Annotated in this window: 17 protein-coding genes, 8 tRNA genes, 5 pseudogenes and 1 riboswitch; of the genes and pseudogenes, 20 read left to right on the top strand and 10 right to left on the bottom strand. The window is 31.5% G+C overall.

Going from position 1 to position 19,535, the window contains the following annotated elements:
• The first annotated feature begins 125 nt into the window (after positions 1-125).
• The 10 genes from hemY to ACVBFA_RS09910 all read left to right on the top strand — a co-directional run bounded on the left by hemY (position 126) and on the right by ACVBFA_RS09910 (position 3,253).
• Entirely contained in the window at positions 126-1,523 is a 1,398-nt protein-coding gene (gene hemY, locus ACVBFA_RS09955; RefSeq protein ID WP_002486326.1) for a protoporphyrinogen oxidase, read from the top strand.
• Positions 1,524-1,658: 135 nt separating this feature from the next.
• Positions 1,659-2,213: an RBBP9/YdeN family alpha/beta hydrolase gene (locus ACVBFA_RS09950; RefSeq protein WP_002474678.1), complete on the top strand. Its 555-nt coding sequence runs from the start codon at positions 1,659-1,661 to the stop codon at positions 2,211-2,213.
• A gap of 314 nt (positions 2,214-2,527) precedes the next feature.
• Positions 2,528-2,601 (top strand) — tRNA-Met (locus ACVBFA_RS09945).
• Between the two features lie 14 nt (positions 2,602-2,615).
• A tRNA-Asp gene (locus ACVBFA_RS09940) sits at positions 2,616-2,691 on the top strand.
• A 10-nt stretch (positions 2,692-2,701) separates the two neighbouring features.
• Positions 2,702-2,774 (top strand) — tRNA-Phe (locus ACVBFA_RS09935).
• A 13-nt stretch (positions 2,775-2,787) separates the two neighbouring features.
• Positions 2,788-2,863: transfer RNA gene (locus tag ACVBFA_RS09930), tRNA-His, on the top strand.
• A gap of 17 nt (positions 2,864-2,880) precedes the next feature.
• Positions 2,881-2,954, top strand: a tRNA-Gly gene (locus tag ACVBFA_RS09925).
• Positions 2,955-2,963: 9 nt separating this feature from the next.
• Positions 2,964-3,038, top strand: a tRNA-Asn gene (locus tag ACVBFA_RS09920).
• A gap of 1 nt (position 3,039) precedes the next feature.
• A tRNA-Glu gene (locus tag ACVBFA_RS09915) sits at positions 3,040-3,111 on the top strand.
• Positions 3,112-3,164: 53 nt separating this feature from the next.
• Positions 3,165-3,253: transfer RNA gene (locus ACVBFA_RS09910), tRNA-Ser, on the top strand.
• Positions 3,254-3,477: 224 nt separating this feature from the next.
• Here ACVBFA_RS09910 and ACVBFA_RS09905 read toward each other — a convergent pair.
• Positions 3,478-3,954, bottom strand: a pseudogene (locus ACVBFA_RS09905) (site-specific integrase); the annotation flags it as partial.
• Between the two features lie 18 nt (positions 3,955-3,972).
• Between ACVBFA_RS09905 and ACVBFA_RS09900 the strand changes: the two are divergent.
• A pseudogene (locus ACVBFA_RS09900) lies at positions 3,973-4,508 on the top strand (N-acetylmuramoyl-L-alanine amidase); the annotation flags it as partial.
• Positions 4,509-4,698: 190 nt separating this feature from the next.
• Here the strand turns inward: ACVBFA_RS09900 and ACVBFA_RS09895 are convergent.
• The 4 genes and pseudogenes from ACVBFA_RS09895 to ACVBFA_RS09880 form a co-directional block, all read right to left on the bottom strand.
• The gene (locus ACVBFA_RS09895) at positions 4,699-5,433 is read right to left on the bottom strand and encodes a halocin C8 precursor-like protein (protein WP_126122290.1); all 735 of its coding nucleotides are present in this window, start codon (positions 5,431-5,433) and stop codon (positions 4,699-4,701) included.
• Positions 5,434-5,840: 407 nt separating this feature from the next.
• Positions 5,841-5,975, bottom strand: coding sequence for a hypothetical protein (locus ACVBFA_RS09890; RefSeq protein WP_002446742.1), 135 nt, complete (start codon positions 5,973-5,975; stop codon positions 5,841-5,843).
• Between the two features lie 119 nt (positions 5,976-6,094).
• Positions 6,095-6,383: pseudogene (locus tag ACVBFA_RS09885) on the bottom strand (hypothetical protein).
• A 161-nt stretch (positions 6,384-6,544) separates the two neighbouring features.
• A pseudogene (locus ACVBFA_RS09880) lies at positions 6,545-7,159 on the bottom strand (Ltp family lipoprotein); the annotation flags it as partial.
• On the opposite strand from ACVBFA_RS09880, the gene ACVBFA_RS09875 reads away from it, so the two are divergent.
• The 3 genes and pseudogenes from ACVBFA_RS09875 to ACVBFA_RS09865 all read left to right on the top strand — a co-directional run bounded on the left by ACVBFA_RS09875 (position 7,146) and on the right by ACVBFA_RS09865 (position 8,561).
• Entirely contained in the window at positions 7,146-7,652 is a 507-nt protein-coding gene (locus ACVBFA_RS09875; RefSeq protein ID WP_240627109.1) for a gp58-like family protein, read from the top strand. The pseudogene ACVBFA_RS09880 and the gene ACVBFA_RS09875 sit on opposite strands and share 14 nt — an antisense overlap.
• Positions 7,606-7,955, top strand: a pseudogene (locus ACVBFA_RS09870) (N-acetylmuramoyl-L-alanine amidase); the annotation flags it as partial. The gene ACVBFA_RS09875 and the pseudogene ACVBFA_RS09870, both read left to right, overlap by 47 nt.
• A gap of 90 nt (positions 7,956-8,045) precedes the next feature.
• Complete coding sequence (locus tag ACVBFA_RS09865; RefSeq protein WP_185843409.1) at positions 8,046-8,561, top strand: hypothetical protein; 516 nt, start codon at positions 8,046-8,048, stop codon at positions 8,559-8,561.
• Between the two features lie 766 nt (positions 8,562-9,327).
• Here the strand turns inward: ACVBFA_RS09865 and ACVBFA_RS09860 are convergent.
• From ACVBFA_RS09860 to ACVBFA_RS09850, 3 genes are all read right to left on the bottom strand, one after another.
• Entirely contained in the window at positions 9,328-9,528 is a 201-nt protein-coding gene (locus ACVBFA_RS09860; protein WP_237628853.1) for a hypothetical protein, read from the bottom strand.
• 202 nt (positions 9,529-9,730) lie between these two features.
• The gene (locus ACVBFA_RS09855) at positions 9,731-9,895 is read right to left on the bottom strand and encodes a hypothetical protein (RefSeq protein WP_237639008.1); all 165 of its coding nucleotides are present in this window, start codon (positions 9,893-9,895) and stop codon (positions 9,731-9,733) included.
• A 13-nt stretch (positions 9,896-9,908) separates the two neighbouring features.
• Positions 9,909-10,442 (bottom strand): hypothetical protein, encoded by a 534-nt coding sequence (locus tag ACVBFA_RS09850; protein WP_237639009.1) that lies wholly within the window; start codon positions 10,440-10,442, stop codon positions 9,909-9,911.
• Positions 10,443-11,090: 648 nt separating this feature from the next.
• Between ACVBFA_RS09850 and menE the strand changes: the two genes are divergently transcribed.
• Together menE and menC are read left to right on the top strand one after the other, a co-directional pair.
• Positions 11,091-12,515: an o-succinylbenzoate--CoA ligase gene (gene menE / locus ACVBFA_RS09845; RefSeq protein WP_126122288.1), complete on the top strand. Its 1,425-nt coding sequence runs from the start codon at positions 11,091-11,093 to the stop codon at positions 12,513-12,515.
• A complete protein-coding gene (menC, locus tag ACVBFA_RS09840) occupies positions 12,505-13,506 on the top strand; it encodes an o-succinylbenzoate synthase (protein ID WP_126122287.1) in 1,002 nt (333 codons plus the stop codon). Before menE ends, menC begins: the two co-directional genes overlap by 11 nt.
• On the opposite strand, the gene yidD is transcribed toward menC, so the two are convergent.
• Positions 13,503-13,751 (bottom strand): membrane protein insertion efficiency factor YidD, encoded by a 249-nt coding sequence (yidD, locus tag ACVBFA_RS09835; protein ID WP_002457867.1) that lies wholly within the window; start codon positions 13,749-13,751, stop codon positions 13,503-13,505. The two genes, menC and yidD, sit on opposite strands and share 4 nt — an antisense overlap.
• Before the next feature lie 70 nt (positions 13,752-13,821).
• Here yidD and ytkD point away from each other — a divergent pair, with 70 nt between their 5' ends.
• Positions 13,822-14,289, top strand: coding sequence for an RNA deprotection pyrophosphohydrolase (ytkD, locus tag ACVBFA_RS09830; RefSeq protein ID WP_002446736.1), 468 nt, complete (start codon positions 13,822-13,824; stop codon positions 14,287-14,289).
• Positions 14,276-15,064, top strand: a complete 789-nt coding sequence (locus ACVBFA_RS09825; RefSeq protein ID WP_080052294.1) for an alpha/beta hydrolase family protein — start codon at positions 14,276-14,278, stop codon at positions 15,062-15,064. Before ytkD ends, ACVBFA_RS09825 begins: the two co-directional genes overlap by 14 nt.
• Positions 15,065-15,290: 226 nt before the next feature.
• On the opposite strand, the gene pckA is transcribed toward ACVBFA_RS09825, so the two are convergent.
• Positions 15,291-16,883 carry a phosphoenolpyruvate carboxykinase (ATP) gene (pckA, locus tag ACVBFA_RS09820; RefSeq protein WP_126122286.1) on the bottom strand — a complete coding sequence of 531 codons (1,593 nt, stop codon included), beginning with the start codon at positions 16,881-16,883 and terminating at the stop codon, positions 15,291-15,293.
• A gap of 151 nt (positions 16,884-17,034) precedes the next feature.
• A riboswitch (SAM riboswitch) is annotated at positions 17,035-17,144 on the top strand.
• Positions 17,145-17,252: 108 nt separating this feature from the next.
• Between pckA and metK the strand changes: the two genes are divergently transcribed.
• Entirely contained in the window at positions 17,253-18,452 is a 1,200-nt protein-coding gene (metK, locus tag ACVBFA_RS09815; protein ID WP_002457863.1) for a methionine adenosyltransferase, read from the top strand.
• Positions 18,453-18,554: 102 nt separating this feature from the next.
• Positions 18,555-19,463: a hypothetical protein gene (locus ACVBFA_RS09810; protein WP_002476258.1), complete on the top strand. Its 909-nt coding sequence runs from the start codon at positions 18,555-18,557 to the stop codon at positions 19,461-19,463.
• The last annotated feature ends 72 nt before the right edge of the window (positions 19,464-19,535 follow it).

The raw sequence follows: 19,535 nt of genomic DNA, 5'->3' as shown, positions 1-19,535 counted from the left end.
CCTATTAAACAAAACAATTCCTCCATTTTAATAGGGGGAATTGTTTTTATACTTTTTCTTTTAGAACCAGTATAAAGCGTATTTTAATAAATTTTTAAGCAATTCTGAAAGGTAGCGTGGGAAAAGTGAGTAAGAAAGTGGCAATTATTGGAGCGGGAATCACTGGTTTATCTAGCGCATATTTCATTAAAAAACAAGACCCTTCTATTGAAGTAACTATCTTCGAAGCCTCAAATAGAGTAGGTGGAAAGATTCAAACATATAGATCAGATGGTTACACAATTGAGTTAGGCCCTGAGTCTTATTTAGGTCGTAAGACAATTATGACTGATGTGGCAAAAGATATTGGATTAGAAAATGACCTTATTACAAATACTACTGGTCAATCTTATATTTTTGCTAAAAATAAATTATATCCTATTCCTGGTGGCTCAATTATGGGAATTCCTACAGATATTAAACCATTTATTAAAACAAGACTCATTTCACCTATTGGTAAATTAAGAGCGGGACTTGATTTGTTTAAAAAACCGATAGAAATTGAAAATGATATTTCTGTTGGTAGTTTCTTTAGACAACGATTAGGTAATGAAGTATTAGAGAACTTAATTGAACCACTAATGGGTGGTATTTATGGTACTGATATTGATCAATTGAGCCTAATGAGTACATTTCCTAATTTTAAAGAAAAAGAGGAACAATTTGGTAGTTTGATTAAAGGAATGAAAGATGAAAAAGAACAACGTATCAAGAAACGTCAATTATATCCAGGTGCTCCTAAAGGACAATTCAAACAGTTTAGACATGGTTTGAGTTCTTTTATAGAGGCGCTTGTTAAAGATATTGAAAGTAAAGGTGTTGACATACGATATAACACGCCAGTCAAAGATATATTGATTTCGCAAAAAGATTATGAAATTTTATTAGAAGATGACAGTAAAGAGAAATTTAATGGCTTACTTGTAACTACGCCACATCAAGCATTTCTAAATTGGTTTAGTCACGATCCTGCATTTGATTACTTTAAGAACATGGATTCTACTACTGTCGCAACAGTTGTTTTAGCGTTTGATGAGAAAAATATTACCAATACGTACGATGGAACTGGCTTTGTTATTGCAAGAACAAGTCAAACGGATATTACTGCATGTACTTGGACATCAAAGAAATGGCCATTTACTACTCCAGAAGGTAAAGTTTTAATTCGAGCATATATAGGAAAACCAGGTGATACTGTAGTAGATGATCACACCGATGAAGAAATAGTATCAATTGTTAGAAAAGACTTAAGTCAAATGATGACCATCTCAGGGGATCCTGATTTTACAATTGTAAATCGGTTACCTAAGAGTATGCCCCAATACCATGTGGGTCATATCAAAATGATTAAAGAAATTCAACAACATATTAAAACAACTTATCCTAGATTACGTGTTACAGGTGCACCGTTTGAAGCTGTTGGTTTACCAGACTGTATACAACAAGGAAAGAATGCAGTTGAGGAAATATTAGAAGAGTTATAATAGTATAATGACACTTTAATTAGAAGAATGTAATAAGTTAGATTTACGCTATAAATATATGTCAAGAAAACTTATTCGATTTCTTTTTAAAGTGTTTTTGCTTACAATAGAATTAATAAAGGAGTGAGGGGACAGATGACAGACATTATTATTGTACACTCAAAACATGGTAATTCTAAAAATCATTGGTATGAATGGTTAAGACATAACTTAACTTTGGAAGGGTATGATGTTTCTTTATTCAATCTTGAAGCAAATGATCATGCACAAATTGATGAGTGGGTTAATGAAATGAAACAACAACTACATATCCGTAAAAAAGATACATATTTTGTGACCCACGGGTTTGGCTCAATCGCTGCCTTAAAATTTCTTGAAGAAACGCATCATCACATTGAGGGCTTCTTTAGTATCGCTGGATTTAAAGAAGATGCACAAGACATAGATGAAGATGTAGATTTAAAAGGGGTAACCATTGATTACGATAAAATAAAAGAACAAGTAGATAAATTTTATGGACTCACGTCTAAAGATGATCAATATGTTTCATACAAGGAAACACAAAGACTGATGAATACACTTAATGGACATACACGTGTAGTAGAAGATGGTGGACACTTTTTAGAAGAGGAAGGTTTTGTAACATTTACTTCTTTAATTAACAGAATGCAAGGATATATGACTAGGTAGGATGTTTATACATCTATCCTAGTCTATACTTGCAAACATTAAATATTATTGAAAACATTTCATATCATTTAGTAATTAAAATTATAAAATGATATATGAAGTATTTTTTTACACAAATAAATCGAAAAACGATATTGACTATTATGTCTTAAGTTAATATACTTAATAGGTAATTGTTTAGAGGGCATTAAACCTTAAGTGTTACATGTTTTCTTTAATACCATTTTAAGAAATTGTTAAAATAAATTAAATAAAGTATTGACATCATTAATAATTTAATGATATGATAAATGGGTAGTCAAAAATAATATTAGCGCGGGATGGAGCAGTTCGGTAGCTCGTCGGGCTCATAACCCGAAGGTCGGTGGTTCAAATCCGCCTCCCGCAATACATGTTTTATTAGGTCTCGTAGTGTAGCGGTTAACACGCCTGCCTGTCACGCAGGAGATCGCGGGTTCGATTCCCGTCGAGACCGCCATTACAATTATGGTTCAGTAGCTCAGTTGGTAGAGCAATGGATTGAAGCTCCATGTGTCGGCAGTTCGACTCTGTCCTGAACCATTCGCTATTTTTGGCGGTTGTGGCGAAGTGGTTAACGCATCGGATTGTGGTTCCGACACTCGAGGGTTCGATTCCCTTCAACCGCCCCATAATCGTATTTCATTAAGCGGGTGTAGTTTAATGGCAAAACCTCAGCCTTCCAAGCTGATGTTGTGGGTTCGATTCCCATCACCCGCTCCATTTTATTTATCCACAGTAGCTCAGTGGTAGAGCTATCGGCTGTTAACCGATCGGTCGTAGGTTCGAATCCTACCTGTGGAGCCATGGCTCCTTGGTCAAGCGGTTAAGACACCGCCCTTTCACGGCGGTAACACGGGTTCGAGTCCCGTAGGAGTCATACAAACAGAAGTGAAATATCGCTTCTGTTTTTTTATTACTATATTCTAACATGGAGAGTTGTCCGAGTTGGCCGAAGGAGCACGCCTGGAAAGTGTGTAGGCGTCACAAGCGTCTCGAGGGTTCGAATCCCTCACTCTCCGTTATTTGCTTATACCTCGTTAAATCTCGTGAAACAAAACGTTGATTTGACGGGGTTTTGTTATATCTTGTTAATTTTAGTTGAACCTCGTAAATCAGACCAAACGTTCCTCTATATTGTTGAATTGATAAAAACGTCCCCGCAAAATTAAATTGCGTTCCCGTTTATATTTTCCAATACATTCACTGCTTTTTCTTTCTGCTCAACTTCATCTAATAAATGCGAATATACATCCATAGTAGTTTTAATATTTTTGTGACCTAATCTCTTTGAAATGTAATAGATAGATACGTCGTTGTGTAGTAAGTAAGAGCAATGTGTGTGTCATATACTATGCAAAGTATATTTACCGATTTTATTTTCTAAACAAAATTTTTGTAACACTTTAGATACTGCATTGTGGGTGATTAATCCTACGCCTGTATTGAATAATTGATTTGATAAACTTACTGGCATTTTAGATAATGTTTTTCTTAACATATTCATATCTGCAGCAGGTATATCTACAGTTCTATCTGACGTTTCTGTTTTCGTTCCTGGTAAGTGTATTGTATTATTTTTATAATCTAAATCACTTCTACTTAGTTTTTGAACTTCTCCAAATCGACCTCCAGTGATGATTAAAATATAAACAAATACATATGATTGAATAGGGGTATCAGATACATATCTCTTTAAATTTACAAAATTTTCTATGCTCATAAACTTTTCATCTTCTTTTTGTGCAGGTGTCTAGGTAAGATGGTTGGTAAAATTAGAGGTGTGACACCTAGAAACGATTTGTTAAATGCTAATATTATCGGACAACTTAATTTAAATTATAGATTAATTGAGTTAGGTTTCATCACTAGTAAAAAAGACATGAACTTAATAACTAAGAACATCAACAGTTTTACTAAGAGACGGCTATCAATGGTAGACGAATAAACGCACCAAAAAGCAAACCATCTAGCAAAAAGACAACTTGGAACTGGGGAGGTACTTTCTACCCTAACGCACCTAAAAGTGGTATTAGAGTTAGAAGGTCGCCAGGTATCAATGGCGCTATTGTTGAAAGTGGCTCGTGGTTATACAGAAAGACAGATTGGGTTAAATTCGACCAAGTTATTAAAAAAGATGGATATTGGTGGCTCCGCTTTAAATATCAAGCACCAGGTTCAAGTAATAAACATTTCTATTGCATCGTTTGTAAAATTATAGACAAACAACAAAAAATAAAAAATGAGAAATATTGGGGCAAAATAGACTGGAAATGATATAATTAAATTACCACGTCATTATACAAGGGTAGTCGCTATGGCTACCCTGTTTTTTTATACAAAAAAAGCGACTAAAAAGTCGCTTTTAAAAGTGTTATTTCTTTTTATTAAAATACATTAAAGTGATTATAATTGAATACGTGAAAAGAAATATCATTATAAACATTGCCATGTAATCACCTTTTCCTTATTTACAAATATAGTTGGTTGCACCAGTACAGCCTAGAGAGCTTATCAGACCACAAATTGTAGCTAATGAAAAGCCTCCCCAACCAGTAGTAATACCTAAAGCTGTAGCAGTTGCCCAACAACCTGCAGCTCCACCGGTACCACATAAAGCTCCTACTGCCCATTCACACCAACCACGCTCTTTAGGTGGTAAGTTTTTAGCAGAATCTTTTTCGATTTCATCTTTAGAGGTATGTTTGAAGTTTTTATCGTAGTAATGACCTTTCTGATCTATATTAAATTCATAATAAGGTTTGCCATTTAAAATGCCTTTCATATTAATATATTCTTTATTATTATATTTAACAAATTTTGAATACATCATATGATCGTAGAAAACTTCATTGTTTGCTTCGTTATATTTTAATTCAATCATTGCAAGGTTATCATTCATTTTAGCTAATTTTTTACCAAATACATAGTTAATAGAATATACATTGGTGTTTTTACCTTTATCCAAATGAACAATAATATCGTCATCTTTTATTGAGTCAATAGAAGTTGAATTAGCGTGCTTTTTATAAGCATTAGATTTTTTTATTTTTTTAATAATATTTTGTTTAGTTTTACTATCCACATTACTTTGAGGTTTGCTCACCTCATTATTTGCAGCATTAACGTTTTGAAACCCTGTTGCAACACAAAAACTTGAAATTATTATAATAGATAAAATTGATAGAAATAATTTTCTCATTAGAATTCCTCCTTATTGTGTTCTATACTCATACTATCATTTTAACTAATTAATATAACGATAATTCCTATGTGTTTATTATCATTTCGTAGATGTCGATATCAAATATTTAACCATTTTACTAAAAGGGATGTTTTTTATAAAAGGGAACATTCCCGACACACTATAATAGCTATGTTTACGGAGTTTATATACTCCTTCACTCTCCGTAAAACAGTAAGAATTAGTTTTACTGATTTACGTTAGAACGTTGTTATATCAACGTTCTTTTTTATTTTTGGCAGAAATCTGTAATAGTCTGTTTAAAACATTTTGTATATGTTTCATATCTTTTCTAGCAATTGAAATGATTTTATTAGCTGATTTTGTCATAGTACTTCTTAAATGAATAGTAATATTGATATAATCTAAATCGTTGTATTGTAATTTTGTACCTCTCCAAAAGGTCCACCTGCAACTATAAGTATAAAAATAGCTAGATATGATAATTCATTTTTACAAGTTGAGAATAATTTTAATTTCCTGTATTCAGTTAAAGACATGAATTTATCTTCTTCTTTTTTTGTAGGTTTCTTTTCATAGATAGGGGCGTTCCAAGTTGGATCACTTTCAATTATTTCCTCATTTAACGCACCTTTAAAAGCTTATGAATAGCAATTATTTAATTTTTGAACACTTGCTTTCGTATGTCTTTTTTTATGTCCACCAATAAAGTGACTTTCTGCATACTCTTTTAACATTTCTCTATATTTGAGTTGTGAAAAATCTTTAATAGCTGTATTGCCAAACTTTTCATCAAAGATATTTAATGCATTATAATAACGGTTTAAAGTTGATTGTGATATTTTATTCTCTTTATTAATTTTTATCCAATATTGAAAGTATTCTAGAAACGTTGTGTTAGACGAAATGAGTTGATTCTTATTTATTTCATTGTATTTAAGTTGCATTGCCTTATACGCTACTTTTTAGTTTTATAACCTCTTTTACGAGAGCTCTTATTTTACATCTAAAATCATAAGACCATGTTATATTAATTTTTGCACATTCATTCTCGTTGTTTTACTCTTGATGTTAAAAAATAGGACGAGAAAGTTACTCGTCCGTAAACTTAATTATCCAAATGCTCAATAGCATATTTTGCTTCTGATTCTGTAAATTTTTCACCGTAGTTAGACACCAAAAGATCGTAAATTGAGTCATTAGACATATGCATATCTTTGGCATATGATTTTGCTTTCTCAAGTGCATTCTTTTCATAATCAGCCTCTAGATGATCTATAGCATATTGTGCATCCTCTTTATCAAATTTTTCTCCATATTCAGATGTTAAAATATCATAAATTCCTAGTTTAGACATGTGGAAATCATCAGAATATGACTTTGCCTTTTCAAGTGCAGAGTTCTCCAATCGTGTTGCAGATTCATTTTCTTTTGCAGGTTCTTTAGTATTTTCTTTGGTGGAGTCATAATTAGTTTTTGTTTCTTCTACTGCAGCTTTATGATTTAGCTCGTCTTTATCATTTACAGTATTCTCTGTAGTTTCTTTAGTTTCGTTATTTGAAATTGATGTTGCTGGTACAATCATTTGTAGATTACCATAATAGGTAATGCTTGCTAATACGATAACTGAAATTGCAACAGTAATGATTGTTCTTGCAATAGATGGCCACTTGCTAAATTTCCACATGAGAAATAAACCTAGTGGAAAAATGAAATCTAAAGCCTTAGAATCATTTTATGGTAATATTTCCAATTTACGTACTAGATTAATAACTGCTAATAGTATTACTTCAAACGCTATTAATGTTGATTATGGTTTAGTGAATAAGTTAATCAGTAATGAATCTTTTTTTAATACACTCACTGAAAAAAGTGCATTCATTAATGCAATTAAAGCGATTGATATTGATGCCTCAAGAATTACTAGTGGTGTATTACGTTCAACAAGTGGTAGTATGAGTTGGAATATAAACGCTAAAAGTTTAGATTATTTTGACGGTACAGAAACAAATTATTATGGACATTCAAGAATCATTTTCCATACGATTAATAATTCTATTTATCAAAGTAATAATGGGACATGTGCTTTTATAACTTTTAGTAGGACAGCAGGTACACAATATCTTGCAATTGCAGTAGGTACTAGTGCTAACTTAGATGATGATTACAATACAGGGAGAAGATGTTTATACAGATACAGTTGTGAATCAACCTGAAGAGAGTGATGAAATCATTGAGAAAAACCAATTGGATGTACACGTGTGAGTGTATGGTCAGAAGAACCTTATTACAGAGGTACAATCAAATATTATGCTTCACTACGTGAATGTGCAGGTAATAATTTTGAAAACTATAGTTTTGCAAAAGAAAAAGATGTACTCGAAGCGAATACTTTTGTATATACCTTTGAAGAAAAACAAGATCCACAAGGAAATATTTGGCGTCGAACATATTCGCCTAGCAATAACGGGTGGGTGCATAAGCATATAAACGAAGTAGAAGAAGAATATAATTATTAAAAGGTTAGCCTTTTTTTGTTTTCTCCTTTTTTATGTTTATTAATTTATAAATGTGGAATAAAAATAATAAAATATTTAGGAGGTTATTTTATGAAATTTTTATGTCATGTAATTCAATACTTAGTTATGCTACTTGCAATGATTTTTTCTTCATTAATTTATATGAATTTATCTATTTTATTTTTGGATAAAGTTGTCGAACCATATTTTGACGAAACTGGAGTTATAGTAATGGTGTTTGTTATTTCGTTCATAATTATAGGTTTATTAATTAATTGCTTAGTTTCAATAGGCGTTCTAAAACTTATTTATAATTTTTTCGATAAAGATGTCTACGATTTTGTTCCGTTCTATTCACTTTTTATAGGTTTGGTCGCATTATTTATGACACTTTTTAAATTATTTATTGATTATTATAAAAAACATACTGACTTGCCAAAGGAAGAGGATGAATTTTTAATCCTAATAAATACCGATGCATTAAGTTTTCTAAATCAATATACTTTTATGAATGCTTTTTTACTAGCTTCTTCAGTGTTAATTGTTAATTATGCAAAGTCAAGAAAAGAGATGAAAGAAAAAAACACAATTAAGAATGCTTCTTAATAATATGTATAATACTAATAAAATGAGGAATATTATCTTATAGAAATGGTAGTAAAGAGACAACTAAATTGAAAAAACTAAATAATAAATTTTGGTCAACTTACGGACAAAGAAACTACTTGAAAGCTTATTTTAAAGCTATTGAGCAGTCCCTCACTCTCCGTAAAATAGTAAAAATTAGTAAACATTAGTTTTACTGATTTACGTTAGAACGTTGTTATATCAACGTTCTTTCTTATTTTTGTAGAAATCTGTAAAAGGTGTTTAAAATATTTTGATCAATAGATGGTCAATATTGATTGAAATAAAGATAAGTTGTCCGTTTTGTTGACCACTTGAAAGTTTATTATATTATCAAGCTTTGTATCGTCTTCACTTTTTAATTCTTCAAAGAGGTGACTATATACACGCCATGTTATTTCAATATTTGCATGACCAAGTCTTTTACTTACATATTGAATTGAAAAATTATTAAGCTAGTAACATAAATGCATGTGTATGTCTTAAACTATGTAAAGTCTATTTATTCATCTTATTTTCTATGCAGAATTTCTTTAGTATATTATTTACTGCATTATGTGTAATTAAAGATGCAGTTGAGATAATAGTTTTTGTGGATAAACTTACAGACATTTAATCTAGTGTTTTTGTAAAATTTTCATATCAGTAGGGGGACATCTACAGTTCTATATAATTTTTTCATACTCACATATCATTTCCTTCTAAAAAAGTAAAAAATAATAAGGGTAGTAACCCACCCATAATTTTATTCATCTGGAGCGATGTGTTCATTTTGTATCTCTGCTTGTTGGTATCTCCACGAATTAAAGTCTTGTCCTGGCGCAACGCCCCAAGAACCACCAACTCCTTGCAATTCTCCACGTCTAGCTTTTTCCGATGCTTCTTTAGCTGCTAAATAATCTCCATATCCAAAACCATTTTGACCACCATCATGAGCTACCGGCATATCATTATTAAATCGATTGCAATGATCTTTTTGGGTATTATTTTGAGCTGTTTGTTGAGATTGAGTATTTTGTTTGTTTTCATTATTACGTTTGCCTTTTTGAGAATCAGTTATAATTTTATTTTGTGAATTGTCATTTGTTTTGTTATTGCTATTTTCGTTTGAATTAACTTGTTCATTCTATTTGTTATTTTCGATTGAATTAGCATGTCCATTTTCTTGGTTCTTTTGATTTACTTTCTTTAGTTTTATTCTCAGTTTTACTTTCAGATTTTTTGCTTTCATTACTGTCTGAATTATTGTGTTTTACTCCGCATGAACCTAATATCAATAAACTACTTAAAATTAAAACTATAACTTTATTCATTCTACACTTCTCCTTATTTATTTGAAATTTGTTTTAAAAGATTGATAATTTCATCATTTTGCTGTAAAACTTTATGATTTTGATCCAATAAATTGTTGTATTGTTTAATTAAAGTATCTAGTTGAGCAATTTGTATAAAATTTTGTTTTTGTTGAGACATGTAGTAATTATATTTAGCTTGTTTTTCCATGTTGAAAGTGAATTTGCCCATAGCATGATAAAAATTATCAAAGTTTGCAAATATAGATTGTTTATCAAAAGCTTTTTTTGTTGTCTCAGTAGGTTCATCAATACCTTGTGTCTTGAAGAATTTTATCATTTTATCATTTTTTGCTTTTACAAATGCATTTTCATGTGTCGGATCAATTTCTTTAACTTTTGAAGTAATAATTGAAATACAATTGTTTTTATCATGTTTATAAAGTTCGATAAATTGTCTTTTTTCGCTAATAGGGAGGTTATCCCAATAAGCTTTTTCTGTTTTGTCCAATTTAGACTTAATATCTGCTTCTTTCATACTTTCTCTAAATCCTAACGATTCAGTCATATCGGCTTCTCCTTTGTTTATATTTCTTTATATTAAAAAACTCTCAACGGCCAAATGTAATAAAGTATTTGTCGTTGTGAGTTCCAACACCATAATTAATTTTGTAATAGTTTAATTTTTCTGCTAAATACTCTTTGCTTAAATGAGAATATTCATCTATTTACCTTTAATCTATACTTTTATTTTTTATTATTCGTTGAAATATTTCGGAAAATTATCTAACAATTTCGATACTCATATCAAGAATCCATAGTATTTTATAAAGTAATTTAAAAATATCACAAACTAATCGGTGTTACAATATTATTTAAATGAAATATATTAAATAATGAATTCATGAGGTGGTTCTTTTTGAAAAGAGAACGATTCTTATAAAAATGTATATATAGCTAATAATAGAATGATTGATGAAAATAAATAGAGTACATTATTAGTTGAAATGTGATAATGAAAGTTGCGTAGGTTACTAACTTAAAAGCATGACTATATTAAAGACATATAGATGACGCATGTAGTCCACATTTTCAATAGGGGATTGACTTTTAAACATATTACTTTAAGTTGAAAATAACATATTAAGCTCAACTACTGATATTTAATAAGCAAGTAGGTATAATTATATGTGTATATAATTTGGAGGAATGCATTGTGAATTTTTGGTTACAAGAACAAGCTCAATCAAATGGAAAGCGATTGGCGATTGTTACAAATCAGTTATCTTTAACGTACGAAGAATTATATCATCGTGCAAAAACAATCGCGCAATATTTAACTTCTTTAAATCAGAAAAGGATTGGTTTATATATAAGCAATGATATTGATTCAGTTGTTCTGATTCATGCTTGTTGGTTAGCTCATATTGAAATAGCTATGATAAATACACGTTTAACGCGACATGAGATGATAAATCAAATGAATTCAGTCGACATAACAACGATTGTACACACGTTGCCTTTAGAATTAGAAGGGTTTAATTTATATCATTTTAATGATTTAACACAATTGGATAAATATGATGTTTCAAGTTACAAATTTAATTTAGAATCGATTGCATCAATTATGTTTACGTCTGGAACGACGGGACCTCAAAAAGCTGTGCCTCAAACGTTTAATAATCATTTAGCCAGTGCTATAGGCTGTAAACATAGTTTAGGATTCGAACAAGATACTGTGTGGCTTTCGGTCTTACCTATATATCATATTTCTGGGCTCAGTGTTATTTTACGCGCAGTGATAGAAGGATTCACTGTCAGACTTGTTAAAAAGTTTCAAACTGATGATATGTTAACACAAATAAAGACTTATCCAATCACCCACATGTCTCTTGTTCCACAAACTTTAAAGTGGTTAATGGATGCAGGATTAACTCAACCATTTTATTTAGAAAAAATTCTGCTAGGTGGTGCTAAATTATCACCACAGTTAATAGAGCAAGCATTGACTTATCGTTTACCTGTATATAATTCTTTTGGTATGACAGAAACTTGCTCTCAGTTTCTAACAGCCTCACCTCAAATGTTAAAAGAACGTTTCGATACTGTTGGAAAACCAAGTGAAAATGTTGAAGTGAAAATAAAAAATCCCAACGCATATGGCCATGGAGAGTTATTAATTAAAGGTGAAAATGTGATGAATGGTTATTTATATCCCAAAGATTTAAAAGACACATTTAATAATGATGGGTATTTTCAAACTGGAGATATAGCTGAAATAGATGATGAGGGTTATGTCATGATATATGATCGGCGCAAAGATTTGATTATAAGTGGCGGAGAGAATATTTACCCTTACCAAATTGAAACAATAGCAAAAGACTTTGAAGGCATTGAAGATGCCGTATGTGTGGGAATATCAGATGATACTTGGGGGCAAGTGCCAATACTATATTATGTGACAAATCAAGATATTAATCGTAATGAATTAATAGAACATTTTGAAAATCATGTAGCTAGATATAAAATTCCTAAAAAATATTATCAGGTAGAATCTTTACCTTATACATCGACAGGTAAATTACAACGTAAAAAGGTCAAAAGTGAAGACTTGAATGAGGGAAAGAATAATGAAAGTTAAGGCAATCAATCTATATACTTATAAGGAACCTTTTAAATCACCAATTTCAACACCGAAAGTGAAGTTAACGCATCGAGAAAGTTTGTTTACGGAAATAGTAACTTATAGTGGAGAAATTTATTATGGAGAGTGTAATGCATTTTTAACTCATTGGTATGATAAAGAAACAATACTCACAGTCGCAAATAGATTAAGAAAGTGGATACCACAAGTACTTCATCAAGATATGACATCTTTTGATTCATGGTTACCTTACCTCAATCAAATGAATGATGCGCCAGCTGCTCGATCAATGGTTGTCATGGCTGTTTATCAAATGTATAACGATCTGCATGATTTTGAAGTACAATATGGTGCTACAGTTAGCGGCTTAACTAATAGTCAAATTGAAGCATTATTAGAAACAAGACCGAAACGTATTAAACTTAAATGGTCAACATCACTTATCAAAGATCTTGAAACCATACGTTTATTAAATCTTGAGTGTGATATTGCAATAGATGCAAATGAATCATTAACAAAGCCATCATTTTTACAATTAGCCAATGAAAAAACATCAGATATTATATATATTGAAGAACCTTTTAAAATTCTAGAAGATTTAAATGATATTGATATGTCTATTTTTCCTAGAATTGCCATCGATGAAAAGGCACTTTCTATAGAAAAAATACAATCAATAATTCAACAATATCCCATACAAGTCGTCGTGTTAAAACCATTTAGACTTGGAGGAATAGATAGAATGTTAGACGCCATGAAAATTTTGAAAGAAAAAAATATAAGGTTTGTAGTTGGGGGCATGTATGAGTTTGGTCTAAGTAGATATTTTACAGCAATGTTAGCTAAAGAAGGAAATTATCCGGGTGATATAACGCCACACGGTTATTATTTTGCTAATGATATCGTAGAAACAAGTGGCATATTAAAAGAGGGAATGATTTATTTCACTCCCCCTAAAGTCAAGCGTTCTTTACTTAACAAAGTTTAATGATGATGTGTGGTTTTAGAATTTTTATCCTTTTTTAATGGAACAGGATCAAAGCCACCTTTATGCAATGGATGACATTTAAGTATGCGCCGTACACCGAGATAGAGTCCTTTTAGAGCACCATGGTATTCGATGGCTTCTCTAGTGTATTGTGAACATGTTGGATAAAATCGACATGTTGGGGGTGTAAGTGGCGAAATAAAACGTTGATAAAATACAACTAGAGATAACAATATTTTTTTCAACATTGATAAAGGCCTCCAACTAAATATTTGATAAATATATTTTAACATAGGATGAGAGGAAGTGAGGAACGTGGAGTTTGAGGATAAAGATGGAAGGGTTGTAACATTGAACTATAAAAATGAAAATGATATGCCAAATGGTAATCACGTTCTTGCAATTCCTGTATACAATAGTCAGTTATTATTTACACACCATCAACAACGTGGGATAGAGTTTCCTGGTGGTAAAGTTGAAATAAGCGAACAAAGTAAAGAAGCAGTAATTAGAGAGTTATACGAAGAGACGGGTGCAATCGCAAAATTTATCTACTATTTTGCACAGTATCGTATAAAAACGGAGCATGATGAGCCGTTTATTAAGGATGTTTACTTCGTTGAAGTAAGTCATTTGGAATATGTAGATACCTATTACGAGACTTTAGGCCCTTGTCTTTATCATCATATTAATGATATTCCTTTAAATAAAAGAAGTTTTTTAATCAATGATAAGGCGATTCTTCATTGTTTGGAAAGGGTGAGAGCACTTGGATTTTATTAAGGAAAAGCGCATGCCAATCGAATATGAAACTCATTTTTTTAATGAAGTAACATATATTGTAGATTATTTAAAAGTTAAGGCTCTGATGATGATTCCGAAAAGCAAAAAAGATATCAAACGTATTGTTATATACTTAAGAGGTGGTAAAGGGCAAGTTGGAAGAGTGAGAGCCGCAAGACTTATGCAATTTGCAAATGAACATACCTTAGTTATAGGCCCATACTATAGAGGAAATAATGGAAGTGAAGGAAGAGATGAATTTTACCGTGGTGATTTAAATGATGTAACGCATTTGATTCGACTTTTAAATCAAAACTATCCTTCTGCATTTATACATATGGTAGGATTTTCACGTGGAGGTCTACAGGGATTACTTACTTTTAATGATTTGCCTGTAGATAGTTATATGATTTGGGGTGGCGTATCTGATATACATTTAATGTATGAAGAACGAGTTGATTTGAGAGGAATGTTACGACGAATGGTTGGACATCCAAAAAAAGATACGAAAGCTTATAAGAGCAGAGATGCAATGCAATTTATAAAAAAAGATAGTCCTCCTATTCTCATTATTCATGGTGGCAAAGATATTCAAGTTGGAATACACCAAGCTTATGATTTAGAAAAAAAATTAAAATCCAAAGGAACCTATTATCAAACCTATTATCAATTGGATGAAGGTCATGTACCACGACCTGCTGCGATGAGAGACGTAATTCAATATATACATCAATGGATGAACGACGTCGAAAATAAAAATTTAAATATATTGTGACAATGGATTATACATGTTGATGATAACAATGTATATATTAGGAATAATTAGATATTAAATAATGAGATTGTTTGAAACTTTAGAAATGTATTATCATATATAGATATCCTCAAATAAATGTATTAATAATCCACTCGGCATTTAAATAAAAATTTAAGTGCCTGAGGTATTGAAAGCTTTCTCAGGCACAATGCTTTTAAATTTAACATATAAATGTGCATATTAATTATTGATTAAATGCACCTTTGTTGGCAATATGTTCGACTTCCTTGCCGAATTTTTTAAAGTTATTATTAAAGCGTTGAATCAAATCGTAAGCCTGTGCTTTGTAGTTATCTTTATTGTTCCAAGCATTGATAGGATTCAGAATAGTTGTAGGTACATTGTCAATCTGAACTGGAATATTTAAGCCAAATGTATCATCTTTAATATATTTAGTATTTTTTAATTTACCTGATATAGCTTGATCTACCATTTCACGAGTATAGTGTAGACTAATTCTTCGCCCTATACCATATTTGCCACCTGTCCATCCAGTATTTACTAGATATACATCAACATCATGAATATCGATTAAATTTCCAAGTAGATCAGCATACTTTGTTGGACTTAAAGGTAAGAATGGTGCACCAAAGCAAGTTGAAAACGATGGTTGAGGTTCAGTAACACCACGTTCTGTTCCAGCTAGTTTAGACGTAAACCCACTTAAGAAATGATACATTGCTTGATCTTTAGTTAGCTTTGAAATAGGAGGGATAACTCCAAATGCATCAGCGGTTAAGAATATAATCGTATTCGGATGTGCTGCCTTTGAAGGTGTAACAATATTCTCTATATAGTCAATAGGGTAGGCGGCACGAGTGTTTTCAGTATAGGTGTTATCATCAAAATCTACTGTACCGTCATCATTTGTAACTGTATTTTCTAAGATTGTTCCATATTTAATAGCATTATAAATTTGAGGCTCTTTCTGTTTAGATAAATGAATTGCTTTTGCATAACATCCACCCTCAATATTAAAAACGCCATTTTTATTCCAACCGTGTTCATCGTCACCAATTAACTTACGTTTTGGATCGGCAGAAAGCGTCGTCTTACCAGTTCCTGATAATCCAAAGAATAATGTTACATCTCCTTTTTCTCCAACATTAGCTGAACAATGCATACTCATGATATCCTGCATTGGAAGCAAATAATTCATTACAGAGAAAATACCTTTTTTCATTTCACCAGCGTATTCTGTACCACCAATTAAAATCACTTTATGTTTAAAAGATATAATGACAAATGTTTCACTATTTGTCCCATCTAATTCAGGATTAGCTTTAAAGTTAGGTGCTGAAACAATCGTAAAGTTGGGTTTTATATTTTGAGCTTCATCTATAGATTCTGGACGAATAAACATGTTACGAGCAAATAAGTTATGCCAAGCTAATTCATTTATCACCTTAAGTTTAAGACGTGACTCTTTATCGCTCCCTGCATATCCACTAAATATGTAAAGTTCATCTTTCTGATTTAAATAGTCGAGTACTTTATTGTAAAGTTTTAGAAATGTTTCTTCATCCATGGGCTGATTGATATCTCCCCAATTTATATTATCCCTATACGATGGTTCAGTGACAATAAATTTATCTTTAGGTGAACGACCAGTGTACTTACCTGTTTTAACATTTATTGCCCCCAGTTCAGTTAATTCACCCTCATGGTTTTTTAAAATTTTTTTGTATAATTGTGTTGATGATAGTTGAAAATGTGATGTAGCTTTTTCTATTAGCTGATTTATCTTAAGTGTTTCTGTGTATGTATCTATAGACATACCCAATCCCTCCATACAATAATTTATGTAAGCCCTTACATTTAGATAGTATAACACACCGATTGAATTTATCCACTTGAAAATAGAAATAGTGACAATGTATAAAATTGACAACATACTTTGAATTAGATATTATTAAGTTTAACGGATTCTCTTATCCTGAGTGGTGGAGGGACATGGACCCAATGAAACCCAGCAACCTCTTTATTTAAAGAAAGGTGCCAAACCGTTTGCAGACAAATATGGTCTGAACGATAAGAGCGAATGGACGTTTAAGAGCCTTCTCTCTATCTATATAGTGAAGAAGGCTCTTTTATTTAGCTCTCATATTTAAAGAGAATTTTCGTAATTTATTTAAAGGAGAAAATGATGACATACAATAAACGATTATTTACCTCAGAATCAGTTACTGAAGGCCATCCTGATAAAATTGCTGACCAAGTTTCAGATGCCATTCTTGATGAAATATTAAAGGATGATCCCAATGCTCGTGTAGCATGTGAAACAACAGTAACAACAGGAATGGCACTTATTTCTGGAGAAATTTCAACAACTACTTATGTAGATATTCCTAAAGTGGTAAGGGAAACGATTAAAGATATTGGTTATACTAGAGCAAAATATGGTTATGATTCACAAACAATGGCAGTGTTAACTGCGATTGATGAACAGTCACCTGATATTGCACAGGGTGTAGACAAAGCGCTTGAATATCGAAATGAAATTTCTGAAGAAGAAATTGAAGCAACAGGTGCAGGTGACCAAGGATTAATGTTTGGATACGCAACTGATGAAACAGATACGTATATGCCTCTACCTATATTCCTGTCACATCAACTTGCTAAACGATTATCTGATGTACGAAAAGATGAAATTTTAGATTATCTTCGTCCAGATGGAAAAGTACAGGTGACTGTTGAATATGATGAAGATGACCAACCTAGACGTATTGATACCATTGTTGTTTCTACACAACATGCTGAAGATGTAGAGTTAGCACAAATCGAAAAGGACATTAAAACGCATGTTATCTACCCAACTGTAGATAAAGCTTTATTAGATGAAGAAACTAAATTTTACATTAACCCGACTGGACGTTTCGTTATTGGAGGACCTCAAGGAGATGCTGGTTTGACTGGACGTAAAATTATAGTTGATACTTATGGTGGATATGCCCGTCATGGTGGAGGTTGTTTTAGTGGTAAAGATCCTACTAAAGTAGATCGTTCGGCAGCTTATGCTGCAAGATATGTAGCTAAAAATATTGTTGCAGCTGGTTTAGCTAAACAATGTGAAGTACAACTTGCATATGCAATCGGTGTAGCAGAACCCGTTTCTATTTCAATTAATACGTTTGATACTGGAAAGGTTTCAGAAGCACGTTTAGTTGAAGCTGTAAGAAAGCATTTTGATTTAAGACCAGCAGGTATCATTAAAATGTTAGACTTAAAACAACCGATATATAAACAAACAGCAGCGTATGGTCATTTTGGACGTACAGACGTATTATTACCATGGGAAAAATTAGATAAAGTCAACCTTTTAAAAGATGCAGTTGAAATTCAATGACTTGTAAAATAGAAAATAAATAATTATAAAATATATGTCGAAAATAAGCCTTTTTTCTATTATAATTAGAGTTATTGAAACTGATAAAGGAGCGTTGTTTTAATGGATTTTTCTTCACCGACAGTAATCGGCTTAATTGTTGCAATACTTGTGGCTGTTTTATTCTTTGTACTCTTCTTAGTAGCGAACCATAGTAAGAAGAAAGTGAAGAATCAAACAGAAGCACATTATAAAGAAAAAGAGCAACATCTTAAAGAATCTCATGAAGAAGCTTTAGAAAAAGAGAGAGTAGAGAATAAAAAAGTTGTTACAAAACAACAAGAAGATTTTGACGTGACAGTTAGTAACAAAAATCGTGAAATTGATGCGTTGAAACTATTCTCAAAAAATCATAGCGAATATGTTACAGATATGAGATTAATTGGTATTCGTGAGAGACTAGTAAATGAAAAGAGAATACGCCCTGAAGATATGCATATTATGGCAAATATTTTCTTGCCTAGTAATGAGTTAACTAATATTGAACGTGTGAGTCATCTAGTACTTACACGAACTGGCTTATATATTATTGACTCTCAATTATTAAAAGGCCATGTTTATAATGGCATTAGTGGTGCGCAATTTAAAGAATTACCTACGATGTCACAAGTTTTTGACACGCTCGACTTAGATTCATCACAGCCACAGACATTGGTCTTGGATCAAAATGAAGATCAACATTCATTATCTTTTGTTAATTATTCGGATAAGATTAAACATATTGAAAAATTAGCAGGAGACTTACAAAATGAATTGAATACTAAATATACGCCAACATCAATACTGTATTTTAATCCTAAAAAGGATAATGATGTGACTATTTCTCATTATACACAATCATCAAATGTTAAAGTTTTAGTTGGTCCTGAACAATTAGAAGAATTCTTTAACAAGTTTGTTTTCCATGGACGCATACAGTACAATGTGGATGATTTACAAGATATCATGGATAAAATTGAGTCATTCAATTAAATTATTAAAGAAATTACTTTATTTTTCATATGAGTGCTTATTATAGTCTTCAAAACAATTACAACAAATTAA

Source organism: Staphylococcus sp. MSU001, from assembly GCF_052976705.1.
This window is presented reverse-complemented; position numbering and strand designations above follow the sequence as displayed.